The organism is Shivajiella indica (genome assembly GCF_042683085.1).
In the GTDB taxonomy this organism is placed as follows: domain Bacteria; phylum Bacteroidota; class Bacteroidia; order Cytophagales; family Cyclobacteriaceae; genus Shivajiella; species Shivajiella indica.
The window spans coordinates 719,167-743,233 of record NZ_JBHUIV010000016.1; the positions used below are offsets into that span (position 1 = coordinate 719,167).

At 38.9% G+C, this 24,067-nt stretch carries 21 protein-coding genes; 19 read left to right on the top strand and 2 right to left on the bottom strand.

Annotated elements, in window-relative coordinates:
• Positions 1–111: 111 nt before the first annotated feature.
• From ACFSKV_RS12635 to ACFSKV_RS12660, 6 genes are all read left to right on the top strand, one after another.
• The gene (locus ACFSKV_RS12635) at positions 112–1,407 is read left to right on the top strand and encodes a DUF2851 family protein (protein ID WP_380803249.1); all 1,296 of its coding nucleotides are present in this window, start codon (positions 112–114) and stop codon (positions 1,405–1,407) included.
• A gap of 52 nt (positions 1,408–1,459) precedes the next feature.
• On the top strand, positions 1,460–2,098 hold the full coding sequence (locus ACFSKV_RS12640) for an acetyltransferase (protein WP_380803250.1): 639 nt from the start codon (positions 1,460–1,462) through the stop codon (positions 2,096–2,098).
• Positions 2,099–2,151: 53 nt separating this feature from the next.
• Entirely contained in the window at positions 2,152–3,171 is a 1,020-nt protein-coding gene (gene trhO, locus ACFSKV_RS12645) for an oxygen-dependent tRNA uridine(34) hydroxylase TrhO (protein ID WP_380803251.1), read from the top strand.
• Positions 3,128–3,997, top strand: a complete 870-nt coding sequence (locus tag ACFSKV_RS12650) for a nucleoside phosphorylase (RefSeq protein ID WP_380803253.1) — start codon at positions 3,128–3,130, stop codon at positions 3,995–3,997. The genes trhO and ACFSKV_RS12650 overlap by 44 nt, the downstream gene beginning before the upstream one ends.
• Before the next feature lie 322 nt (positions 3,998–4,319).
• On the top strand, positions 4,320–6,752 hold the full coding sequence (locus tag ACFSKV_RS12655) for a TonB-dependent receptor (RefSeq protein ID WP_380803254.1): 2,433 nt from the start codon (positions 4,320–4,322) through the stop codon (positions 6,750–6,752).
• Between the two features lie 117 nt (positions 6,753–6,869).
• Entirely contained in the window at positions 6,870–7,589 is a 720-nt protein-coding gene (locus tag ACFSKV_RS12660; protein ID WP_380803255.1) for a DNA alkylation repair protein, read from the top strand.
• A 151-nt stretch (positions 7,590–7,740) separates the two neighbouring features.
• On the opposite strand, the gene ACFSKV_RS12665 is transcribed toward ACFSKV_RS12660, so the two are convergent.
• On the bottom strand, positions 7,741–9,630 hold the full coding sequence (locus tag ACFSKV_RS12665; protein ID WP_380803257.1) for an ABC-F family ATP-binding cassette domain-containing protein: 1,890 nt from the start codon (positions 9,628–9,630) through the stop codon (positions 7,741–7,743).
• Positions 9,631–9,713: 83 nt separating this feature from the next.
• On the opposite strand from ACFSKV_RS12665, the gene ACFSKV_RS12670 reads away from it, so the two are divergent.
• The 13 genes from ACFSKV_RS12670 (at position 9,714) to ACFSKV_RS12730 (ending at position 22,804) form a co-directional block, all read left to right on the top strand.
• Positions 9,714–10,130, top strand: a complete 417-nt coding sequence (locus ACFSKV_RS12670; RefSeq protein ID WP_380803258.1) for an RrF2 family transcriptional regulator — start codon at positions 9,714–9,716, stop codon at positions 10,128–10,130.
• A 69-nt stretch (positions 10,131–10,199) separates the two neighbouring features.
• Entirely contained in the window at positions 10,200–10,472 is a 273-nt protein-coding gene (locus ACFSKV_RS12675; protein ID WP_380803261.1) for a DUF2061 domain-containing protein, read from the top strand.
• The gene (locus tag ACFSKV_RS12680) at positions 10,447–11,151 is read left to right on the top strand and encodes a phosphoadenylyl-sulfate reductase (protein WP_380803264.1); all 705 of its coding nucleotides are present in this window, start codon (positions 10,447–10,449) and stop codon (positions 11,149–11,151) included. The genes ACFSKV_RS12675 and ACFSKV_RS12680 overlap by 26 nt, the downstream gene beginning before the upstream one ends.
• Positions 11,152–11,307: 156 nt before the next feature.
• On the top strand, positions 11,308–12,207 hold the full coding sequence (cysD, locus tag ACFSKV_RS12685) for a sulfate adenylyltransferase subunit CysD (protein ID WP_380803266.1): 900 nt from the start codon (positions 11,308–11,310) through the stop codon (positions 12,205–12,207).
• Positions 12,208–12,359: 152 nt separating this feature from the next.
• Positions 12,360–13,613, top strand: a complete 1,254-nt coding sequence (locus ACFSKV_RS12690) for a sulfate adenylyltransferase subunit 1 (protein ID WP_380803268.1) — start codon at positions 12,360–12,362, stop codon at positions 13,611–13,613.
• A gap of 86 nt (positions 13,614–13,699) precedes the next feature.
• Positions 13,700–15,802, top strand: a complete 2,103-nt coding sequence (locus ACFSKV_RS12695) for a HEPN domain-containing protein (RefSeq protein WP_380803271.1) — start codon at positions 13,700–13,702, stop codon at positions 15,800–15,802.
• Positions 15,799–16,569, top strand: a complete 771-nt coding sequence (cobA, locus tag ACFSKV_RS12700; RefSeq protein ID WP_380803273.1) for a uroporphyrinogen-III C-methyltransferase — start codon at positions 15,799–15,801, stop codon at positions 16,567–16,569. Before ACFSKV_RS12695 ends, cobA begins: the two co-directional genes overlap by 4 nt.
• Positions 16,570–16,766: 197 nt before the next feature.
• The gene (locus ACFSKV_RS12705) at positions 16,767–17,360 is read left to right on the top strand and encodes a precorrin-2 dehydrogenase/sirohydrochlorin ferrochelatase family protein (RefSeq protein WP_380803276.1); all 594 of its coding nucleotides are present in this window, start codon (positions 16,767–16,769) and stop codon (positions 17,358–17,360) included.
• A gap of 179 nt (positions 17,361–17,539) precedes the next feature.
• Positions 17,540–17,998 carry a DUF4440 domain-containing protein gene (locus ACFSKV_RS12710; protein WP_380803279.1) on the top strand — a complete coding sequence of 153 codons (459 nt, stop codon included), beginning with the start codon at positions 17,540–17,542 and terminating at the stop codon, positions 17,996–17,998.
• Between the two features lie 215 nt (positions 17,999–18,213).
• The gene (locus ACFSKV_RS12715) at positions 18,214–19,749 is read left to right on the top strand and encodes a serine hydrolase (protein WP_380803282.1); all 1,536 of its coding nucleotides are present in this window, start codon (positions 18,214–18,216) and stop codon (positions 19,747–19,749) included.
• Entirely contained in the window at positions 19,746–20,540 is a 795-nt protein-coding gene (speB, locus tag ACFSKV_RS12720; RefSeq protein WP_380803285.1) for an agmatinase, read from the top strand. The genes ACFSKV_RS12715 and speB overlap by 4 nt, the downstream gene beginning before the upstream one ends.
• 103 nt (positions 20,541–20,643) lie before the next feature.
• Positions 20,644–22,053: a Gfo/Idh/MocA family protein gene (locus ACFSKV_RS12725; protein WP_380803287.1), complete on the top strand. Its 1,410-nt coding sequence runs from the start codon at positions 20,644–20,646 to the stop codon at positions 22,051–22,053.
• Between the two features lie 97 nt (positions 22,054–22,150).
• On the top strand, positions 22,151–22,804 hold the full coding sequence (locus ACFSKV_RS12730; protein ID WP_380803289.1) for a porin family protein: 654 nt from the start codon (positions 22,151–22,153) through the stop codon (positions 22,802–22,804).
• A gap of 108 nt (positions 22,805–22,912) precedes the next feature.
• On the opposite strand, the gene ACFSKV_RS12735 is transcribed toward ACFSKV_RS12730, so the two are convergent.
• Positions 22,913–23,866, bottom strand: coding sequence for a sugar phosphate isomerase/epimerase family protein (locus tag ACFSKV_RS12735; RefSeq protein WP_380803291.1), 954 nt, complete (start codon positions 23,864–23,866; stop codon positions 22,913–22,915).
• Positions 23,867–24,067 lie beyond the last annotated feature (201 nt).

Here is a 24,067-nt window from a genome sequence, read left to right on the forward strand (position 1 = left end):
TTACCATCATTTTAAAAGTCAGGATTTCCTGTTTCAAATAAAGGAATTTCATAGTAAATTAAGGATTATTTTATTTATCCAATTGTTTCATCTAAATCTAACTTTTTGACTATGGATTTTCAAGAAAACTTTCTTCATGCGGTATGGAAATACCAGTATTTTGACAAAACAAATCTTCAGACAACCAATGGGGACCCTATTGAGATCAAAAAAATCGGTTTTCATAATTTACACGAAGGACCTGATTTTTTAGAATCTCATATCAGAATTTACAATATTGATTATTTCGGCCACGTGGAAATCCACAGGAAGGCTTCCGAATGGATGACCCATGAGCACCACAAGGATGAAAGGTACAACTCAGTGATTTTGCATGTGGTTTATGATGAGGATAGGGCAATTACCCATAAGGATGGGACAATCATTCCAACATTGGAACTTAAAGGAAAAATTCATCTGGAGGTACTGAGAAATTTTGAAAAACTCAGCGATGGTAAAGATGAAATTTTATGCGGCTCAAGGATCATGGAAATCCCTTCTATTATCAGGTTTTCAATGCTGGAAAAATCACTGATTGAACGATTAGAAGCAAAATCAGCAATTATTGACCGGATTTTAAAATCCACTAAAAATGATTGGGAAGAAACATCCTATCGATGGTTGTTTCTTTGTTGTGGATTTAAAACCAATGGTGATTCCATGTTGAAACTTGCTGAAAGCATTCCATTAAAAACGCTAAAAAAACACAGTGAGAGGATACCATCCTTGGAAGCCTTATTGTTTGGTCAGGCAGGTCTTTTACCAGAATCTTCTCTTGATGAATTCAGTATTTATTTAAAAAAAGAATATGATTTTTATCAGAAAAAATACCTTTTAAAACAATTGGTAAAATTTGAGGATTGGAAGATGATGGGAGTTCGACCACAAAATTTCCCTTATCAAAGAATCTCTCAATTGGCAATGATTTTGCACAAAGAACCCAATTTGTTTGCTTCAATTTTAAAGTATGGACAGACTTTTAATCAGATCCTTCCAATATTCCAAATCGAAAGATCTAATTATTGGCAATACCATTACAGGTTGGGGGTAAAGGCACCTAGGAAAATCAGCAAAAACCTAAGCAAAGATACTATTAACCTACTTCTTATCAATTTTGTAACGCCTTTATGGTATGGTTATGGAAAGTACATACAGGATGATACCTGGAAGGAAAAAGCTTTGGACCTATTACAGGAAATAGGGAGCGAAAACAACTTTATTATAAGAAAATTTATACTTCATGGATGGCAAGCGGGCAATGCCTTCGACAGTCAGGGAATGATTGGGTTATACCAGGAATATTGTAAAAGGAAGAAATGTCTTGACTGTAAAATTGGCCAGAATCTACTTAAACCCAAAAAGAAGTGATTTTGCTTTAAAGTGCGAATTGCTTTACTTTTGCCTTCCAATTCATATAAGTATGGACAAACCTGTCATTATTTTAGGAGCCAAAGGAATAGCACATGCTGCCCTGGAGATTTTCAACAGTAACCAAGTAATTGTTTACGGATTCTTGGATGAAGATGAAAAGCTACATGGAACAGAAATCAATGTTGTCCCTATTCTGGGCCATCCTGAAGATGAAGGATTCCTCAAACTTATCGGAAAAAAATGTGAGGCATTTGTTGCGGTTGATGACAATAAGTACCGGCAGTTTTTGGTAAAAATGTTGAATGACACAAGAAAAGTTCAGCCAATCAATGCGATCCATGAAACTTCTTATGTCTCAACAGATGCTGCCATTGGTCACGGAAACTTCCTCAATGCCAAGGTAAATATTGGGGCAGGATCAAAAATAGGCAGTCACTGTATTTTAAATACAGGAGCCATTGTTGACCATCAGGTGCAAATCGGAGATTTTGTACAGATCGGTGCAGGTGCCATCATCAATGCCGGTGTGGTTATAGAAAAAGGAGCATTTATTGGCTCTGGTGCTGTGATTGTTTCTGGGGTCACCATTGGAAAAGATGCGCGGATAGGGGCTGGTTCAGTCGTGATATCAGATGTGAAAGAAGATCAAACTGTATTTGGAAATCCTGCTGCACCATTTAAAAAATAATTCATTTTACTTTAAATAAACCAAAACACCCTGCCGGAAACAGGGCTTTAGTTATGGAAAACAAAGATTACAGCATTCTGCTTTATTACTGCTATGCCTCAATAGAAGATACTGAAGCATATAGAGAAGAACATCACTTGTTCTGCGTTGAACACAATATCCGTGGACGTATCATAATTTCACCGGAAGGTTTAAACGGCACAGTTTCTGGACTGAAAGAAGATTGCGAAAAATACATGGCTTATATCCATGCGGATCCAAGGTTTGCAAAAACCGAATTTAAAATAGACAGCCATGACAAACATGCCTTTGCAAAGATACATGTGAGGGTAAAACCCGAAATCGTGCACAGCAGTCTCAGGCATATTGATCCCAATACAAGAACAGGAAAACACCTGGAACCTGAGGAATTCAAGCTACTTAAGGACCAGGAAGATGTGGTTATTCTGGATGTACGATCCAATTATGAACATGAGCTGGGAAGGTTTAAAAATGCCATTACTTTAGACATTGATAATTTCAGGGATTTTCCCGAAAAGGTCAAAGAACTGGAACACCTGAAAAATAAGAAAGTTTTAACTTATTGTACCGGGGGGATCAAATGCGAAAAAGCTTCAGCCTTTCTTCTTGAACAAGGTTTCCAGGATGTTTATCAACTTCACGGGGGAATCATTAAATATGGCATGGAGGCTGGCGGAGAAGATTTTGAGGGAAAATGTTATGTATTTGATAATAGAATCGCAGTGGATGTCAATAAAGTAAATCCTTCTGTGATATCGACCTGTCATGTTTGTGGTACAGTTTGCGACAGAATGGTAAACTGTGCCAATCCATCTTGTAATGAGCATTTGCCGATCTGTGAAAATTGTGGATGGGAACTGGAAGGGGCATGCTCAGTGGCATGTAAAGAGCATCCTGAAAAAAGAACATATGATGGTACAGGTTATTACCAGAAAAATACCAATGGGTATAACCCATATAAAGGATTATTTAGAAGACAGGATAAAGAAAAAGTTAAACATTTGATCCATGGAGAAAAGAATCCCGGAGTCAGAACTGATCATCAATCCTGACGGAAGCATCTACCATTTGAATTTGAAGCCAGAACACCTGGCTTCAACTATTATTGCTGTTGGCGATCCTGACAGGGTTGAAAAAGTTTCAAAATATTTTGATAAAGTAGATGTCAAACTCTCCAAGAGGGAATTTGTAACCCACACAGGTTGGCTCAATGGCCAGCAAATTACAGCCATAAGCACAGGTATGGGTACGGACAACATTGAGATTTTCATGACTGAACTGGATGCCATCGTCAATATAGATCTCAAAACAAGACTTCCAAAACCCAAACATACCACCTTGAATATTATTAGAATTGGAACTTCTGGTAGTATGCAGGAGGATATCCCTGCCGGAGCTTTGCTTGCTTCAGAATATGGAATAGGCTTGGACAGTCTTATGACTTTTTACAAAACTGTTTTTTCAGATTTTGAAAAAAATATGGGGAAAGAGGTCAAGGAAAAACTTGATTTACCTTTCACTCCATATTGCATAAAAGGGTCAACCCATTTAATGGAACAATTGGGAAAAGGGCTTCTTATTGGCAATACAGTTACCTGTCCTGGATTTTTTGGTCCACAGGGAAGAAAAGTACGGATTTCTCCGGCAATACCGGACATCATTGAAAAACTCAGTGCTATTACTGTTTCAGGACAGAGGCTTACCAATTTTGAAATGGAAACGGCCGGATATTATGCCATGGGACGCTTGCTTGGCCATGAGGTGATCAGCTTAAATGCTATAATTGCCAACCGTATTACCCAACAATTTGCCAGGAATCCTTATGAGATTGTTGACCGATTGATCCAACATACCCTCCTTCAAATCACAAAAGGATAATCCTTTTATAACTTCACAATAATTTTTTCACAGCTACCGCTGGTGTAAGTAATTACCTTCTAATCAAAAAATACATGTTTATACCTGGGTTATCAAAACCATTCCGGGTATCTCACGTTGTTAAATATAGGTATTTTGTATTTAAAATTGAATTATTTGTCAATTTTTACTCTATCAAATACTGGCAAATTTTCAATTTCAAAATAATTATTTATTTTTTTTAAAATAAAAAAATTTATAATTAAAAATTAACAAAATAAAAAATATTTAATCAATAAAATAAAATAAATAAGAAACAAATACTTATAAAAATAACCATAAAATGAAATCTGTTTTATCATATTTTATACTCATTATATTATTTTTTTTATCTATTGGAATACAAGCCCAAACATTCACCATTAAAGGAAAAGTGACAGACAAGGAATCTGGGAATCCTATGGAATTTGCAAATATAGCTTTGTTGAATCCCAATGATTCTTCCCTTGTGACTGGTACCATGTCAGAATTGGACGGGAGCTTTTCATTTGAATCAGAGAAAGGAGATTTCATATTAAGAGTCGGTTTTATTGGATATGAAAGTGCTTTCAAAAATATTTCAATCGGAGAAAGAAGTGTTTTGAATGTAGGTAATATCCGGATCGAGACCGATGCCACAAATCTTCAGGAAGTTGTAGTGGAAGGGGTTACTTCCATGTTTGAAAGCGATATAGATAAAAGATCCTATAATGTAGAAAACAGTATAGTCGCAGAAGGGGCTACTGCAACTGAATTATTAGAAACGCTTCCTTCTATTCAAATTGATGATGAAGGGGGAATTTCTATGAGGGGCAGTGGAAACATCCTGATCTATATCAATGGAAGGCCTTCTAATCTATCAGGTGATGATTCAGAAAATATCTTAGCTCAATTTCCGGCAAATAGTATTAAATCCGTTGAGCTGATTACCAATCCTTCTTCTAGGTATGATGCTGCAGGTGTAGGGGGAATTATCAATATTATTCTTAAGAAGAATGAAAGAACCGGTTTGAACGGTCAGGTAAATGCATCTGTTGGAACAAGAGACAAATATACCGCAGGAATCAATCTAAATTACGGAACTGAGAAAATGAATATTTACGGTTCTTATAATTTCCAGGACAGAAGATTATTCAGAGAAGGTGAGGGATTAAGAGAATCTTTCAATCCGAACACCTCTCCCTTTTTGAACCAAAATAATTATGGCGAAAACTACAACACTTCCCATCTGATGAGGGGAGGAATCGATTTCAATTTTACGGAAGAAAAAACCTTGGGGATATATATTCAAGGTAATATCCGGGACAGATACAGTTTCAATGAATTGAACCAAAGGAATGAAAATTCTTCCAGGCAATTGGACAGCTTATTTGTAAGAGATACAGATTCCAAAAGACAAAGTTATAACATTGAAACTGGCATCAATTACACCTGGGAAATTGACGCTTTGGGCCAAAGGCTGTATTCCTCCGCTTCTTTCTCCTATGATGACCGCCTCCAGGAAGAATTCTATGACCAGGCATTTTTCAATGAATCCAACGAAGAGGTAATTTCTAAAAAGTTACTCCAATTCAATGAAAGACCCCAATGGAGTAGGTTTTATATCCTTCAATTAGATTATGAGAAACCATTCAGAGATAGAGGAAAGCTGGAAACTGGATTAAAGGGAACCTTTGGGGAATGGAACCGTGAACAGGATTTTTATCAAGGGGATATAAACAATGAATTCCGATTAGAACAGAATGATTTTTTCAGTGATGGATTCAACTTTAAAGAAGATGTTTACGCAGCATATGGCATTTACAGGAATTCTAAAGGCAAATTAGGATATCAGGCTGGTTTAAGAGCAGAATATACAGAGACCATCTCCCTTCAAGAGAGCAATCAAAATGTGGTAGTCAACAATTATTTCAATCTTTTCCCAAGTGCTTATTTATCCTATAATCTTGGCCAGGAGGAAGAATTTACAGCTAATTTCAGTAGAAGAATCAACCGTCCCAATATGTGGGGGCTCGCTCCAATTTACAGGGTATCGGATTTATATAATTTATCCATCGGTAATCCCTATTTACAACCTGAATTTACCAACAGTTATGAGTTAGGGTATATGAAAGGTTGGGAAAAATACTTGCTGAACGGTACCCTTTATCATAGATACTCTACTGATATTCTGACCAGGGTATTAAACGTTGATGAGAATAACGTGGCTACACAAACCCGCGAAAACGCCAATAGCAGAAGTGAACTGGGTTTTGAACTGATCAATCAGATCCAGGTAACGCAATGGTTTGATGCAACTGTTACAGGCAATCTGTTTTATTCTGAATTAATTGCAGACAATATCGAAGAAGGGCTTGTCAATTCCAATTTTAGTTGGACAGTAGCCCTCTTGGCCAATATGGCTGTTCCTAATTTTGCCACCTTTCAAATCCAGGGTAATTACCGGGGTCCGATTGTCTTGCCGCAAGGTCAGATTGAACCACTGTGGGGCATCAATGCTGGAGTAAGAAAAAACATCATGAATAATAAAGCTACAGTAAGTTTGAACGTCAGTGATATCTTCAACACGAGGATTTTTAGAATAAAAACAGAAGATCAAAACTTTGTCCAAAACAATATGTTTAACCGGGAAACAAGAATCGGAACCTTATCTTTCACCTATAGGTTTGGGGGTTTTAAAGATAGAAATGGGAGAAACAGGGACAGAGAAGAATTTGATGAGGACATGGATTTTTAAATCACATGTAACCTAAAGAAACTCTCTTTATTTTTTTGGAAGTAATTATCTTTAATGATCCACTCAATTTTTCTGATAGTTGAGAACTATGAAAATTTATTGATAAGCTCAGGACACATGGAAGTACATACCCCAAAAGAAATAATTAGATGTCTTAAGGAATTATCAGATTTGAAAAAAGCTGAATTTTTTCCAAGATTCTTTAAAACCGGACCTGGAGAATATGGAGAAGGAGATAAATTTTTGGGTGTGACTGTCCCATATCAACGCAGTGTTGCCAAAAAATTTGAAAAGTCAATAAACCTCTCCCAAATCGAAGAACTTATGGCCTCAGAATACCATGAGGTTAGACTTACCGGTCTTTTCATGTTGGTCGCAAAATTTGAGAAAACTAAAGATTCACTGGAAAGGAAAAGAATTTTTGATTTCTATTTAAATATCCGGCATCAAATCAATAACTGGGATATGGTAGACGGTTCTGCCCCTCAAATTTTAGGCGGATGGCTTTGGGATAAAGACAGGGATATCCTTTACAAATTGGCCAATTCAGAGAACATTTGGGAAAATCGGATGGCCATATTGGCTACCTTCCATTTTATTAGAAAGAACGACTTTAAAGATATTATAGCCTTGGCTGAAAAATTACTCCACCATCCCCATGACCTAATACATAAGGCAGTAGGTTGGATGATTAGGGAAGTGGGAAAGCGCGATTATCAATTGGCTTATGATTTTTTGACCCAACATTACAAAAATATGCCCCGAACCATGTTAAGATATGCAATTGAAAAGTTTCATCACGATGTTAGGACTCAATTTATGAAAGGAAATATTTAGCGTAAACCAAATTCAATTAATTCAATACATACGTTACCATTGGCTTAAAGAAAAGGATAACTCCGGGCTTTGAATTTTAAAATTTGAACTTTGGATTTTGGAGTTTTTTAAGGAGTAATTTATCATTTAAAATTAACCATTTCCCATCCACTTATTCAATCCCATCCAATTCACTCAATTCCAGCCATCTCATTTCCAATTCTTCCAAAACTCCCTCAATTTCCTGTATTCTATTAGACCAATCAAGCAATGCCTGATGATCAACAGTTCCTGAGGTGATTTTTTCCACAAGAGATTTTTTTTCCTTGTTCAGTGTTTCAATTTGTTGGTTTATCTCCTCAAACTCCTTTTTTTCCTTGAAGCTGGCCTTATTTTTATTTAAGGGGGTTTCTGAGGATAATAAAGCAGGTTCCTTTGCAGAAGGTGTTTCCTTTTGAAGAGATTTTTGTTGCTTTTCCCATTCTCTGAAATCTGTATAGTTACCAGGAAAATCTTTGATTATACCCTCTCCTTCAAAAACAAAAAGATGGTCGACCAACCTGTCCATAAAATACCTGTCGTGGGAAACTATGATCAGACAACCTGGAAAATTGTCCAAAAACTCTTCCAAAGTGTTGAGGGTCATGATATCCAGATCATTGGTGGGTTCGTCCAAAATCAGGAAATTTGGACTTTTTATCAGTACCATTAATAGTTGAAGCCTTCTTCTCTCTCCCCCACTTAGTTTTGAAATTGGCGTATGCTGTTGTTTAGGAGGAAAACCGAATTTGGTTAAAAATTGGGAGAAGGTTATAGTTGACCCGCCTGCAATGCTCACCACTTCGGCAACATCTTTAACAATATCAATCAATCTCTTTTCCTCGTCAAATGAATCCTCTTCTTGCCGGTAATAACCAATAGCAGTAGTTTGACCCAAGGTTATTTTTCCCCTGTCCGGTTGCATAATCCCCGTCAACATATTTAAAAAAGTTGTTTTTCCAGATCCATTTGGGCCAACAATCCCGATTTTATCTCCCTTTTTAAAAGTATAACTAAAGCCTTTAACCAAAACTTTTTCATCAAAGGATTTTCCTAAGCTTTCAATTTCAATGATTTTATTCCCAAGTCTTTGAGAGACCACATTGAGTTCTATCTCCCTCTCCTCCCTTTTTTGAAAGGCCTTTTCTTTGGTCTCTTCAAATGCATCTACTCTATATTTAGCTTTTGTCCCACGTGCCTTGGGTTGTCTTCTGATCCATTCCAATTCTTTTTTATATAGACTTTTCGCCTTTTCCTGTTCAGTGGCTTCAATCTCCCGTCTCTCTGCTTTTTTTTCCAAAAAGTATCCATAATTTCCTAAATAGCGGTGAATGCTTCCATTATCCAGTTCAATGATCTGATTGGTTACTTTTTCCAAAAAATAACGGTCGTGGGTTACCATTAATATGGCAAGATTTGCTTTGGAAAGATAATCTTCCAACCACTCTATAGTCTCCAAATCCAAATGATTGGTAGGCTCATCCAACAATAGCAAATCCGGCTTCTCCAAAATGGCTTTGGCCAAAGCCACACGCTTTCTTTGGCCACCACTTAAATTACCTACCGCTAAATCCGTATCATGAAGGCCAAGTTTTCCCAAAACCTCCTTAATCTGATATTCATAATCCCAAGCCTGTAAAGTATCCATTTTTTCAAAAAGCCTTTGGAGGATATCACCGTTTTCCTTGCCCATCTCAGAATCCAACATAGCCTTATGGTAGTCCTCAATAACCTGCAAGGTTTCATTCTTACTCCCCTCAAAAATGGTTTGGTATATTGTCAGATTTCCGGTGAATACAGGGTTTTGATGTACATAAGACACTTTGATCTGTTGGTTTATGGCAATATTTCCCGCATCTGCCACTTCTATGCCCATAATAATTTTCATCAAAGTGGACTTCCCTGCACCATTTATACCAACAAGGGCAATCTTTTGACCCTGATCAATACCAAATGAAATATTCTGAAAAAGTTTACGCTCGCCAAATGACTTGCTTAGGTTTTCTACGGATAGGTAATTCATGCCCCAAAGATAGGTCAAATAAATATTCTAAGGTTGAAAATCCTTCTCTTTGAAGAATAAATAAAAAGCCTATTTTTGTATTTATGCTATCTAAAAAGACCAAATATGCTTTACATGCCCTCACCTACTTGGGCAAACACAGGGATCAAAAAACCGTACTTATTCAGGATATTTCAGAAGAATATGGGATTTCCCATAAGTTCTTGGAAAATATCCTATTGGAGCTTAAAAAGGCCGGGTTTTTAGGTAGCAAAAAAGGTAAAGGGGGCGGATATTATCTGATCAAAGATCCGAAGGATATTCCTTTGTCCAAAATTATCAGGTTATTGGATGGGCCTATTGCACTGCTACCCTGTGTAAGCCTCAATTATTATGAACCCTGTGTGGAATGTAAAAATGAAGAACAATGCGGTTTAAAAAAAGTCATGCTTCAAGTTAGAGACGAAATGCTTAATGTGCTGGAAAACAAGACATTAGCTGATATTTTAGAAAAAGAATAAATTTTTTTTCAGATTACCCTAGTTTTTTTATAGGTTTTATGTAGTTTTGTTTTTAAAACTATTTGAAATATGCTTTTAGATCAGTCAATTAAAAAGTGGTTTGTCAATAATAAAGGCAAGGACAGTAACCTCAAAAGCTTTTTAAAGTCTATTTCCTGGAGGATTGTCGGCACACTTGACACCATGGTAATTTCATTTTTTGTGACGGGTCAATTGGTAATGGCAATTTCCATAGGGTCAATTGAAGTAGTGACAAAAATTATCTTGTATTATTTACACGAACGCGCTTGGGAAGGCGTAATAAAAATTGAAAAAAATGAGCCTGATAAACAACTTGCATAACTTAAGCAGAAAGATAGACCAACTCAGTCCAAATGAGGGTCTTGCCCTGTTAAGTGATTTATTCTTTGGTAAAATTGTTTTTTCTACCTCACTTGGTCAGGAAGACCAGGTCATTACGCATCTGATAGCATCCAATAAGCTTCCCATTCAAATATTTTCCCTGGATACTGGAAGACTTTTCCCGGATACTTTAGACTTATTGGATATTACAGAAAACCATTACAGCATAAAAATAAAGGTTTATTATCCTGAAAGGGAATCTGTTGAAAAGCTCGTCCATGAGATGGGAATCAATGGTTTTTACAATTCTGTAGAAAACAGAAAATCATGCTGTTATGTCAGAAAAGTGGAGCCTTTAAAAAGGGCTCTTCAAAACAACAGTGTATGGATAACAGGGCTTAGGGCAGAACAAAGTCCAAACCGGTCCGGCATGCAAAAAATCGAATGGGATGAGGCCAATCAGATCATTAAATACAACCCAATTTTAGATTGGACTTTTGATAAAATGATTGCGTATATTAAAGAGAACAAAATCCCTTACAACCCCCTTCATGAAAAAGGCTTTGTCAGCATAGGCTGCGCTCCCTGCACGAGAGCCATTCAACCAGGGGAGGATGTTAGGGCAGGCAGATGGTGGTGGGAAGAATCCAAGAAAGAGTGTGGTTTACATGCAAAGTGAGCATTAGGGCCTGAGATTTCAGAACAATTTGAATATGAAATTAGGAATGAAGAATTTTGAATTAAGAATTAAAGGGATCCAAACAAATGTCCCATACTTTTCAAAAGTAGCGGGTGGAATTTTTAATAAAATGAAAAACATAATCTGAACATAGACATGTCAAACTTATTTATACCTAATCCAAAAGAAGCGGAGTCAATCCAGATTTTGAGAGAAGTAGCTGCCCAGTTTGAAAGACCTGTTTTACTTTTTTCTGGGGGAAAAGATTCCATAACCTTGGTTAGACTGGCACAAAAGGCATTTTATCCAGCCAAAATCCCATTTCCTCTTTTACATATTGATACAGGGCACAACTTCCCTGAGACCATTGAATTCAGAGATCAATTGGTCAGGGAGCTAGGATTGGAATTGATTGTCAGGAATGTTCAGGATTCCATTAACCAAGGAAAAGTAGTAGAGGAAAGAGGAAGGTATGCCAGTAGAAATACATTGCAGACCACAACGCTTTTAGATGCCATAGAGGAATTCAAGTTTGATGCCTGCATTGGTGGGGCCCGAAGAGATGAGGAAAAAGCAAGGGCAAAAGAAAGGGTTTTTTCTGTTAGAGATGATTTTGGACAATGGGACGAAAAAAACCAGAGGCCGGAGTTATTTGATATGTTGAACGGAAAAATTCACCAGGGCCAGAATGTACGGGTTTTCCCAATTTCAAACTGGACAGAATTGGATGTTTGGGAATATATTAAAAATGAAAACATTAAAATACCTTCAATTTATTTTGCCCATAAAAGGGAAGTGTTTTTCCGTGATGGTTTGATCTGGACTGCCAATGAGCATGTATATAGGGAAAGCAATGAAACGGTAGTAGAAAAAATGGTAAGATTTCGGACTGTTGGTGACATGACCTGCACAGCTGCTGTTCTTTCCGATGCGACTACCTTGGATTCTGTAGTAGAAGAAATAAGACAATCTACTATCTCTGAACGCGGTGCCCGCATCGATGACAAACGCTCTGAGGCAGCCATGGAAAAAAGGAAGAAAGTCGGGTATTTCTGATTGTCGTCGTATTAAGTACAATGTACCAAAGAAAGGAATTAATGTAGTATCAAGAATGAAGAACGGATCTTTTCTTAAAACTGAAATCGCTTCATTTACCAGACTCTAGATTTAGTCTTAGGTCTTGCGTCTCACGTCTAAAATCTTAAATAATGGAAAACAGAAAACTTATAAAAATAGCAACCGCCGGTTCAGTTGATGATGGCAAGAGTACACTGATCGGAAGATTACTTTATGACACCAATTCCTTAACAACTGATAAGTTGGAAGCCATTGAAAAAACCAGCCGTCAAAGGGGATTTGATTATCTGGATTTTTCTCTTGCAACAGATGGCTTGGTGGCAGAAAGAGAACAGGGAATTACCATTGATGTGGCACATATCTACTTCAATACAGATAAAACAAACTTTATTATTGCAGATACACCTGGACATGTGGAATATACCCGAAATATGGTTACAGGAGCCTCCACATCTCAGGTCGCTATTATTTTGATCGATGCCAGAAAGGGGGTCATTGAACAGACATACAGACATTTTTTCATCAGTAATTTATTGCGCTTGGGTCATGTAATCGTAGCTATTAATAAAATGGACCTGGTGAATTATGATGAAGACATTTTTATCAGAATAAAAAATGACTTTGAGGCTTTGGTTGAAAAAAGTGATTTCAATTCAGACCAAATTACCTTTATTCCCATATCCGCATTAAAAGGTGAAAATATTGCCAAAAAATCAGAATTAATGCCTTGGTATGTGGGGAACACTTTATTGGATCATTTAGAAGTACTTGAAACAGAAGACCTTCACGAAAGTGGGGTGGCCAGATTCCCGGTACAATATGTCATTCGCCCTAAAACTGAAAAATTCCATGATTACAGGGGCTTTTCAGGTAAATTGTATGGAGATAATTTGAAAGTTGGGGATGAAGTCACCATTCTTCCATCAATGACCCAATCCAAAATCAAATCCATACAGTTTTTTGATCAAGAATATGAGGAAGCTACTCCTGGTTCTTCCATTACCATAAGGCTGGAGGACGAGGTCAATATTAGTAGAGGGGATATGTTGGTAAAACGATATGAGATACCAACTTCCGAAAAATCAGTAAGGGCTACCATATGTCAGGTTAACTCCAAACCGCTAAGAGTAGGTGATAAATTTACTTTGCAACATGGAATCAATAGGGTTATAGCCAAAGTGGAAAGTATTGACGCTCTTATTCATACGGACTTCTCAGGTGAGGAAAATGCCCAACAATTGAAATTAAATGATATAGGAAAAGTTAATTTCAAATTAAGCAAACCTATCCATTTTGACAGTTACAAAAAGAACAAATCAAACGGAAGTTTTATATTGATTGATGAAGGCAATTTTGATACAGTCAGTGTAGGATTTATTGAATAGAGCAATTTTATTACACAGGGCCATTAGGAAATGTGTATTTTAAATTTATTATTAAACCACAAAACCTATAGGGATAATTTTTAATTATGGAGAGTTTTAGAACAGAAATCGAAAATCCAATTGTAGAAAAGGACATCATAGAATTGGAAAAGAAAATCAGACTTTTTCGGGAAGGCAAAATTGACGAAGAGAAATTTCGAAGCCTAAGGTTGGCCAGGGGTGTCTATGGACAGAGGCAGCCAGGAGTCCAGATGATACGCATCAAGCTGCCATATGGCAAGGCAACCGGTGAGCAATTAAAACGGATTGCTGATGTTTCAGATAAATATTCTACAGGAAAACTCCACATTACTACCAGACAGGATATTCAGATCCATTATGTAAGCTTAGAGGAGACACCTGCACTATGGGCGGAATTGGAAAAAGACGATGTGACCCTTCGGGAAGCTTGTGGTAATACCGTCAGGAATGTTACCGCATCTGAAACCGCAGGTGTGGATCCAAAGGAACCTTTTGATGTAACGCCATATGCAGAATCTGTTTTTCAATACTTTTTAAGAAATCCCATCTGCCAGGAAATGGGGAGGAAATTTAAAATGGCATTCTCGGCATCAGAAGAGGATACAGCACTAAGCTATCTTCATGATTTGGGATTTATTCCCCAACTCAAAATTGAAAAAGGACAGGAAATCAGAGGATTCAAAGTTCTTTTGGGGGGTGGTTTAGGTTCTCAGCCCAGACATGCAGACTTAATCACTGAATTTTTGGCAACAGATGAATTGATTCCCTTTATTGAAGGAGTGCTAAGAATTTTTGACAGACATGGAGAAAGGGCAAGAAGGTTGAAAGCCAGAATGAAATTTTTGGTCAATGAAATTGGAATAGAAGCCTTTTTGGACTTGGTCAAAGAAGAACAAAAGGCCTTGCCTTTTAAAAAATATCCCATAAACCACAAAACCTATGAAAATTCAAGGATACTTCCTAAGCCGGCCTTCCCGGTTTCGGAAGAACCCCTTGATGTAAATTACGAACATTGGAAACTGACCAATATTTTCCCACAAAAACAAAATGGTTTTGTTTCCATAGGTGTCAAAGTTTTATTGGGTGATTTCAATACGGATCAGGCAAGACAATTGGCTAACTTGGTTAAGAAATTTGCAGGTAATGAAGTCAGGTTTACCTTAAGACAAAATATACTTATCAGAGATGTCCAAGAGAAAGCAATTCCGTTCTTTTATCATGAATTGAAAAAAATCGGATTGGCTGACGCCGGATACAATTCATTTGGAGATATCACTGCTTGTCCTGGAACTGACACCTGTAATTTAGGAATAGCAAGCAGTACAGGCATTGCCCAGGAGTTGGAAAGATTGATCTTGGCAGAATTTCCCCAATATTTAAAAAACAAGGACCTGACCATCAAAATTTCCGGTTGTATGAATGCCTGTGGTCAGCACAACATGGCGCATATTGGCTTTCAGGGCATGTCCATGAAAGTGGGCAAAACCGTGTTCCCTGCACTCCAGGTATTGTTGGGCGGTGGAACATTAGGCAATGGAAACGGCAGGTTTGCTGATAAAGTCATCAAAATACCCAGTAAAAGGGGCCCAGAGGCTCTTAGGATCCTGATAAAGGATTTTGAGGCCTTTTCCGAGGAAGGTGAAAGTTTCCTGAATTACTATGACCGAAAAGGTCAGATTTATTTTTATGACATCCTTAAGGTTCTTACAGATACAGATACCTTAACAGAAGCAGACCAGGTAGACTGGGGCAATGAGGAAGCCTATAAAGTCGCAGTCGGGGTAGGAGAATGTGCAGGCGTAGTTATAGATTTGATTGCGACACTCCTATTGGAAGCAAGGGAGAAGCTGGATCTAGCAAAAGAATCATATGTTGAAAAAAGGTGGTCAGACAGTATATACCATACCTATGCTGCCTTGGTAAATGCTGCAAAAGCCATATTGCTCAGTGAAAATAAAAGCACTAATTCCTATGCAAATATTATCGCACTTTTTGACGAAACATTTATTGAAAGTGGCAAAATTGACTTAGGGGGAAAATTTGGGGATATTGTTTATAAAATCAATAAAAATGAACCTTCAGAATCCTTTGCGAAATCATATTTCAAAGATGCAAATATTGTATTTGAAGCAATAAGCAGTTATAGGGAAAGGGAGGTGCTCGCATGATACAGTCAGTTAAACCAAAAGTGACCCTGGTCGGTGCGGGCCCGGGTGACCCCGAATTGATCACACTTAAAGCAATATTGGCATTGAATAAAGCGGATGTAGTACTTTACGATGCCCTGATAGACAAAACTCTCCTAAAACATGCTCCCGATAAGGCTATTAAAATATATGTAGGTAAGCGGGTAGGTAAACATTCCTGTCCTCAGGATGAAACCAATAGACTTTGTGTGGAGAACGCCCTTAAGCATGGGCATGTGGTCAGACTAAAAGGAGGAGATCCATTTGTTTTTGGAAGGGGGGCAGAGGAAATTGACTACATCGAAGCCTTTGGTATTCCGACTGAGGTGATACCAGGGATTACTTCCTCAATTGCGGTTCCTGCTTCAATCGGCATTCCTGTTACCAAAAGAGGGGTTTCAGAAAGTTTCTGGGTGATTACGGCTACCACGAGTTACGGAGAACTCTCCCGCGACATCGCCATAGCTGCCGAATCCACAGCTACGGTCGTCATCTTAATGGGGACCAAAAAACTAAACGAGATCGTGAAAGCATATTCAACAGCCGGCAAGTCTGATATTCCAGTAGCCATTATCCAGAATGGTACCACTAGGGAAGAACAATTTGTCGCAGGCACGATCAAAGACATAGCCTCCAAAGCCCATCAAGCAGGCATTGCCGCTCCGGCGATTATTATTGTGGGTGAGGTGGTGAAGGAAAGTTATCGATTGAAAGAAGTTTATGAACAAGTGATTCATGTTGCTCAATAAATTAAGATATTAATTGATACCTGCCGGCAGCAGGCGGGTTGGATATTAATGGATATTAGGTTCTTGTTCCTTCATGAGATCATATACGTACCCTGAACTCTAGGGGCTACCAAAATATCAAAATATCGCAAAGTGAATATCTACCAATATCCATCTTACATCTTGTTTCTTGTGCCTTAACTCTAATCTCTAGAACCATGAACACCCTCTATCCCATCTTCCTTAAAGTCCACCAACTCAACGTCCTCCTGGTAGGGGGTGGGTTTGTGGGAACGGAGAAACTCTCATTTTTGCTCAAAAGCAGTCCTGAAGCCCATGTGACTGCAATTTCCAAAGAATTTAATGAGGAATTTCTAGAGATAGCAAAATCAGCTCCTCATGTCACCTTGATTGAAGATGCTTACCATGAGAAGTATTTGGGGGGTAAACATATCGTGATTGCAGCTACCAATTCCCCTGAGGTAAACAAGCAAATTCATGATGAAGCCAAGGAGCGCTTTATCCTAGTCAATGTGGCGGACACACCTGAACTCTGTGACTTTTATTTGGGAGGAATAGTCACCAAAGGCAACCTGAAAATCGCCATTAGTACCAACGGCAAATCCCCGACAACAGCAAAGCGCCTAAGGCAACTATTGGAAGAAGTCCTTCCCGAAGAAATCGACGATCTATTGGAAAACCTCCACGCATACCGGGACACCCTGAAAGGGGATTTTGAGTATAAGGTCAAAGCGATGAATGAAATTACAGGGATATTGGTGGTAAAAGAGAGACAGGAAACGGGAAATTAGAGGTTTAAAATTGACATTTCTATTAGGTTTTAAGGAATTCATTTACAAAGGGGGATTTCGAAAGGCGGAAAATTTGAAAGGCAGGATTCGGAAGGTGGATTTCGGAATTGAATAAGCTTCTTCTTTATTTTCGCTATTTTTAAGGTATAACATTAAGATTCGTTTAATATCCCAGATCAATGAACAAAATCCTATCCTTCCTAATTCTTTCCCAAGTTCTATTTATCCCATTTTTATTTGGGCAAACCCAACCTTCAGATCAGGACCAAGAAAAAATCCTGGCTCTGATTGCCGATTATTCCAAAGCAAGGGAAAACCAGGATACCTTATTGCTCAAATCTATTTTGACAAAAGAGGTAGATCAATTGGTTTCTTCTGGGGAATGGAGAACCGGGATCAATGAAGCCATGTCCGGCATGCAAAGAAGCTCCGCCAATAATCCTGGGCAACGCCAACTCAAAGTTGAAAAATCACGCTTATTGAATGAAACTTGTGCCATTGTAGATGCCCGCTATGAAATTATTAGTGATAATGAGGTTCCAACGAGAAGGATGTGGAGTACTTTTTTGGTCATCAAAGTGGAGGGAAACTGGAAAATCGCAGCAATCAGAAATATGTTGCCTACCAATCCTAATTGATGAACACTTTAGAACTTTTGTTAATCAAAAATCAAAAATCCTTTCTTGAAAAAAGAAATAGATCGGACAAGAAAACTGATATATGACGGAGAAAAGGAGGAAATTTTTAACTGACATATCTCAGGCAATTCTTCTGCTTCATTCAATCTAATTGTTTACCATTTTAAATATTGATTTTTTCCTAAATTGAGCCCTTAACCATCCCCGCTCAATTGATGAAAAAACATATACACTTCTTCTGGGTCTTTTTGTTATTGGCAATCCATTCACTTCAGGCCCAAACCAACCCGGATCTCCAAAAAATCGATGCTTATTTTGAACAGATGGTCAAAGACTGGGATGTTCCGGGGGTTAGCATAGGCATCGTCAAAGACGGGCAACTTGTTTTCACCGGCAACTACGGCACAAAAACAGTTGGCAAAAATGAGCAACCTGACGAACACACCCTCTACGCCATCGCTTCCAATTCAAAAGGCTTTACCTCAGCGATTATCGGGATGTTGGTCCAGGAAGGGAAATTAGAATGGAACGATCGGGTAAAAGACTACCTGCCTTATTTTTCCCTTTTTGATGATCCTTGGATCAGTGCCCATGTCACCATACGAGACCTATTGAGTCATAGGGTGGGTTTGGGAACTTTCAGCGGGGATGTGATCTGGTACAAAAATGAAGGTTCGGCTGAAGACTTTATCAAAAGAGCAGGAAAAATCCCACAGGCATTTGAATATCGTGGGGGTTATGGCTATTCCAACCTAATGTATGTTACCGCAGGTGAAATCATACGGAAGATTACAGGCAAAACCTGGGGTGAAAATGTGCAGGAAAGAATCCTGAATCCCTTGGGAATGGACCGTACCCTCACCACTGCGAAAGAACTAAATAAAAAAGGGAATTACACCACTGCCCATGGAAGAGAAGAAGGAAAAAACTTCCACATCGTCTTTGAGGATTGGGATACTATCGGTGCCACTGGAGGATTGATCTCTTCCGTAAGCGATGTGGCCAAATGGATGATCTTCAATATGAATCATGGCATCATCGGACAGGATACCCTGATTTCCAGAGCCAACCGCAACTTGATGTGGACCATGCACAATGTCAATGTGGTGGACCATACCCAGCCAAACGATCTGGGCAGGCATTTCAGCGGCTATGGACTGGGATGGAATCTGGGAGATTTCCATGGAAAGTTGATAGTGGGTCATACAGGAGGCTACGACGGGATGATCACCGCAGTGACCATGATCCCTAAGGAAAAGCTGGGTGTGGTCGTATTAACCAATGGCCACCAAAGCCCCATCATGGCGGCTACCTACTATGTTTTTGACCAATTTTTGGGAACTGGAAATAAGGACTGGTCAGCTGATTTGCTCAAAAGGAGTTTGGCCAACCAAGCCACTGACACCCGAATCGCAGACATCAAAAAAGCCAGAGTTCTCAATACCAAGACATCCGTCTCTCCTTCCCAATTTGTAGGAACCTATAAATCAGACATCTATGGCAAGATCGAAGTCAAAGAAGAAAAAGGAGCTTTGCGCCTATATTTCGAAGACGCCCCAAGACTAAACGCCAGCCTGAATCACTGGCATTATGACACCTATGAAATAACATGGGATGAAAAACATGCCTGGTTTAATTTCGGCACTCTGCAGTTTTTGATCAACAACAAATTGCAGGTAACAGGAATGGACTTTAATGTACCCAACGACGATATCTTCTTCGAGGAGCTAAAACCTGTAAAAACCCAATGAAAATAAAGGTTTTAGGAATCCCATTCGACAGCAACAGTTCCTTCCTAAGAGGTCCGTATTTAGCTCCAGCTAGAATCCGCTTAATGGCAACCGAAGGTTCTGCCAATAACTACACAGAAGAGGGAAAGGAAATCATTGCAGGCCAGGATTATCAGGATTTGGGTGATCTTTCTTTTTCCAGTCAAGATCCCCAAAAGGCATACGAACAGATCAAATCAGCCGTCAGCGAAGCCATAGCCGATGGAAGCAAACTGCTGAGTTTAGGAGGGGATCATTCTATTGCTTATCCAGTGATTGAAGCATATGCTTTAAAATATGGCCCATTGCATGCCTTGCAACTGGACGCCCACGGGGATTTATATGAGAATTTTGGAGATAATCCCTATTCCCATGCTTCTCCCTTTGCTAGACTATTGGAGAAAGGTTTGTTGAAATCACTCACTCAGGTAGGTATCCGGACCTTGACACAGCATCAGCGGGAACAGGCAGCCAAGTACAAGGTCAATATCATTGAAATGAAGGATTTCACCATGGATTTTATTTCGGCCTTAGAGAGACCTTTGTATATTTCCCTGGATATCGATGTTTTGGACCCTGCTTTTGCGCCGGGAATTTCCCATTACGAACCTGGAGGAATGAGCAGCAGACAATTATTGGATATTCTCTTGGCTATCAAATTGCCAATTATTGGAGCAGATTTAGTAGAATACAATCCAATCCGAGACTATCATGATATGACAGCAATGGTAGCCTTTAAGTTGATGAAAGAATTGATAGCTAAAATGAAATAATATAACCATGGATATTGGATGAACTGGCTTTCATCAAATAAATTATTCATTGTAAGGTCAAAATAAATACCTTAACCATTAAAAACCTTGAACCCTATTGACCATGAAAAACAAAAAATCACCCCTTTCCAGAAGAGACTTTGTCAAAGCAGCTGCTCTTAGTGGTGCAGGCATGATGATTGTGCCAAGGCATGTTATTGGCGGACCAGGCTATATTGCCCCCAGTGACAAGGTCAACTTAGGCATTATCGGTGCCGGAGGAAAAGGAAAGCAAAATGCAGAAGCCTTTTTAAGGGTGGAAAATGTCAATATCACAGCAGTTGCAGATCCTGCCTATTACTGGAACCTGGCGGATTTTTATTACCGCTCGGAAGCAGGAAGAGGGCCGACATCAGCCATGATTGATGCACATTATGCTTCCAAAGGTGAGAACAAGCGGGTTGCCCAATATGATGACTTCCGTAAAATGATGGAAAAGTCTTCTGATTTTGATGGCATTGTAATCTCCACACCGGACCATACCCATGCCTACATTGCACTGATGGCCCTGAAATTGGGCAAGCATGTGTATTGCGAAAAACCACTTACCCATAATATTTGGGAAGCCCGTGAAGTGGCCAAAGTCACCAGAGAAACCGGTTTGATTACCCAAATGGGTAATTCAGGACATGCAGCTGAGGGCATAAGGGAAACCGTGGAATACCTTCAGGCAGGGGTCATTGGAGAAGTCAAAGAATTCCATGCTTGGGTTCCAGCAGGCCGTTGGCTGCCTGGCCTGAAGGGTTTGCCCCAAGGACAGAGTACCATGCCTATTGGCTTTGACTGGGATCAGTGGATCGGGCCAAGGGAAATGGTACCTTTCCACAAGGACTATGTACCCGTAACCTGGAGAGATTTTTGGGATTATGGTTGCGGAGCCTTGGGGGATTTTGGTTGCCATGATATGGATTCTGTGACCTGGGCATTTGATCTTCAAAGCCCTGATACCGTGCAGGTGTTTCCCGCAGGCTATTCAGATGCCAAAATTGCACCATACGGGGAAATAGGATATTTTAACTTTTCTCCAAAAGGCAAGCAAAAAGCCATGAAAATAACTTGGTATTCAGGAGGACTAAAGCCGGATCTACACCCAGCCTTACCAAAAGGATATTCTTATGGTTCCAGAGCCTCCATGTTTGTGGGAAGCAAAGGCATCATCATCAATGACGGTGGCAATCGCAAACCACAGGTTTTCCCAGAGTCCTTCAGAAATAGTGTAAAACCTCCAAAACCAACGATCAAAAGATCTCCTGGACATTTCCAGGAATGGATCGATGCCATCCGAAACAATGACCAAGCTTCCTCCAATTTTGAATACGGAGCCAGATTGACAGAAATAACCCTATTGGGAGTTCTTTCTTTGAGAATGGGAGGCAAATTGATCGAGTGGGATTATGACAATATGAAAGCCAAAGGTCTTCCTGAAGCAGACCAATTTATAAAGGAACCAGTAAGATCGGGTTGGGAAATGTAAGGGAAAATATTTTATAATTATTTTGCCATCAAACCTTTAATCATTGCCAATTATCCTTAGTTTTGTAAACTTTAGGTAAATCAATGGTATTTAAATTATGAAAAAAGCTCTTATTTTCTTTACCTTCCTGCTGGTGAGCACCCTTAGCTTTGCACAAGGTCTCCGTTTCAATGCCTATGGAGGATATGTTTTCCCGGATAGATTTGACTCTTTTTTTTCAAGCAGTTCCTATTTTGAAGGAAGGGTTGAGGATGGATTCAGATGGGGTGCTGGTCTGGAATATTTAATTCCAGGCGGCAAGGCTATTGAAATCCAATATTTAAGGCAGGATACCAATGCCCCAACTACTTGGGTAGATTCTCAACTTACAGGAGGAGATATCCGAAGAACAAATTTTGATCTGGGTATCAATTGGATAATGTTGAATTTTACCAACTATTTTCCGGTAAGCGAAGTCGCCGAACCTTTTATAGGAGGAGGCCTTGGAATGGGTATTTTCTCTGTCAGGAATCCTGATACCGGTGGCAGCCAGACACCAACCAAATTTGGTTGGAATTTAAGAGGGGGAACCAATTTATGGGTTTCAGAGAACGTTGGGATCCGAATCCAAGCTTCTTTATTCTCTGCTGTACAATCTGTGGGTGGAGGACTTTGGTTGGGAACAGGAGGCGCAGGTGCTGGTCTGACTACTTTCTCCACCATGTATCAGTTTGGATTTGATGGAGGTTTGGTCTTTAAAATTCCGAGATAATTTAAAAAAACAAAAATCAGATTCTTCAAAAACTCCCGCCTGATAATTATTTTGGCAGGAGTTTTTTTATGCCTACATGCTATTGGGTTCTTGTAAAAGGAAATTCAATTACATCCCCACCAATGCCAAAGATTTTTTGATGGCATCCATGTTGATTTTTAAAGCCTCATCATTTTCCATTTCGTTCAACACCTGATTGAAAGGTTCTGTCCTAACTGGGCCATCATAACCTATGTCGATAAGTCCTTGAAGAAAATCTTTGAGATTAATTACTCCAGTAGCCATAGGCAGTTCTCTTTTGCCATCCATTTGCGTCTCTCTTGTGAATCCTTCCCTAGCATCATTCAAGTCTACCACTACAATATCTTCCGACTTTAAGGTATGCAGGTCTTCAATACCTTCATTGGCACAATACCAATGAAATGAATCCAAAACAAAACCAACATTTTTTTGCCCAATTTCCCCAATCAGTTCTTTCCCTTCTTTCATACTGGAAATAAAAGGATAGCGGTTCATGATCAAAAGCGTACGCATTCCTAAATATTCCAAGCCCAGCCTAATACCGTAGTCGCTCATCACTTTGGCACATTCACCAAGGCGATATGCATGCTGACGCATGTTTTCATTATATGTCAGCTCATTATGGGAAGAAATAATCCAGGTATTCATCCGTGTTGCCCCCTGCTTTTCCATGGTCTGACAGAACCTCTTCAAACCTTTAAATTCATCCTTAAACGTAATTTCATCCTTTCTGAATTCCACCGGAATATTGGTAGAACAATAACTGATTCCATGAGCCTTCATTTTTGCATTTATCTCATCTAGTTGTTGATCAGAATAATTATCCATTACCTCTTGAGTGAAAGGACTGATGGCCTCATAACCGTATTGTATGGCATAATCCAAAGTTTGGGCAAAATTGGCTTTCACACCAATGATACCCGGGTTAAGAGAAATTTTAAATTTTCTGTTTCCTGGCAATTGCGCAAATAAAGATTGGCCAGGAAATGTGGCCCAAGATGCCGCCAAAGCTGAGGAAAGGATGAATTTTCTACGGTTCATATTTTGTATAGGCATTTGGGATTTTGAACATTAAGTTTGAATTTCGAATTTTGCTAATTGGTAATTGGTAATTGTTAATTGGTAATTTAATGCCGTTAAGTTAAGGAATGTAATTAAATAGATTTGTAATTCATTGAGTATTTCAGTTTTGCTCTGAATTTCCGTTTGAATACCTGGTTTCTTCTTGAATATTCTATTTTG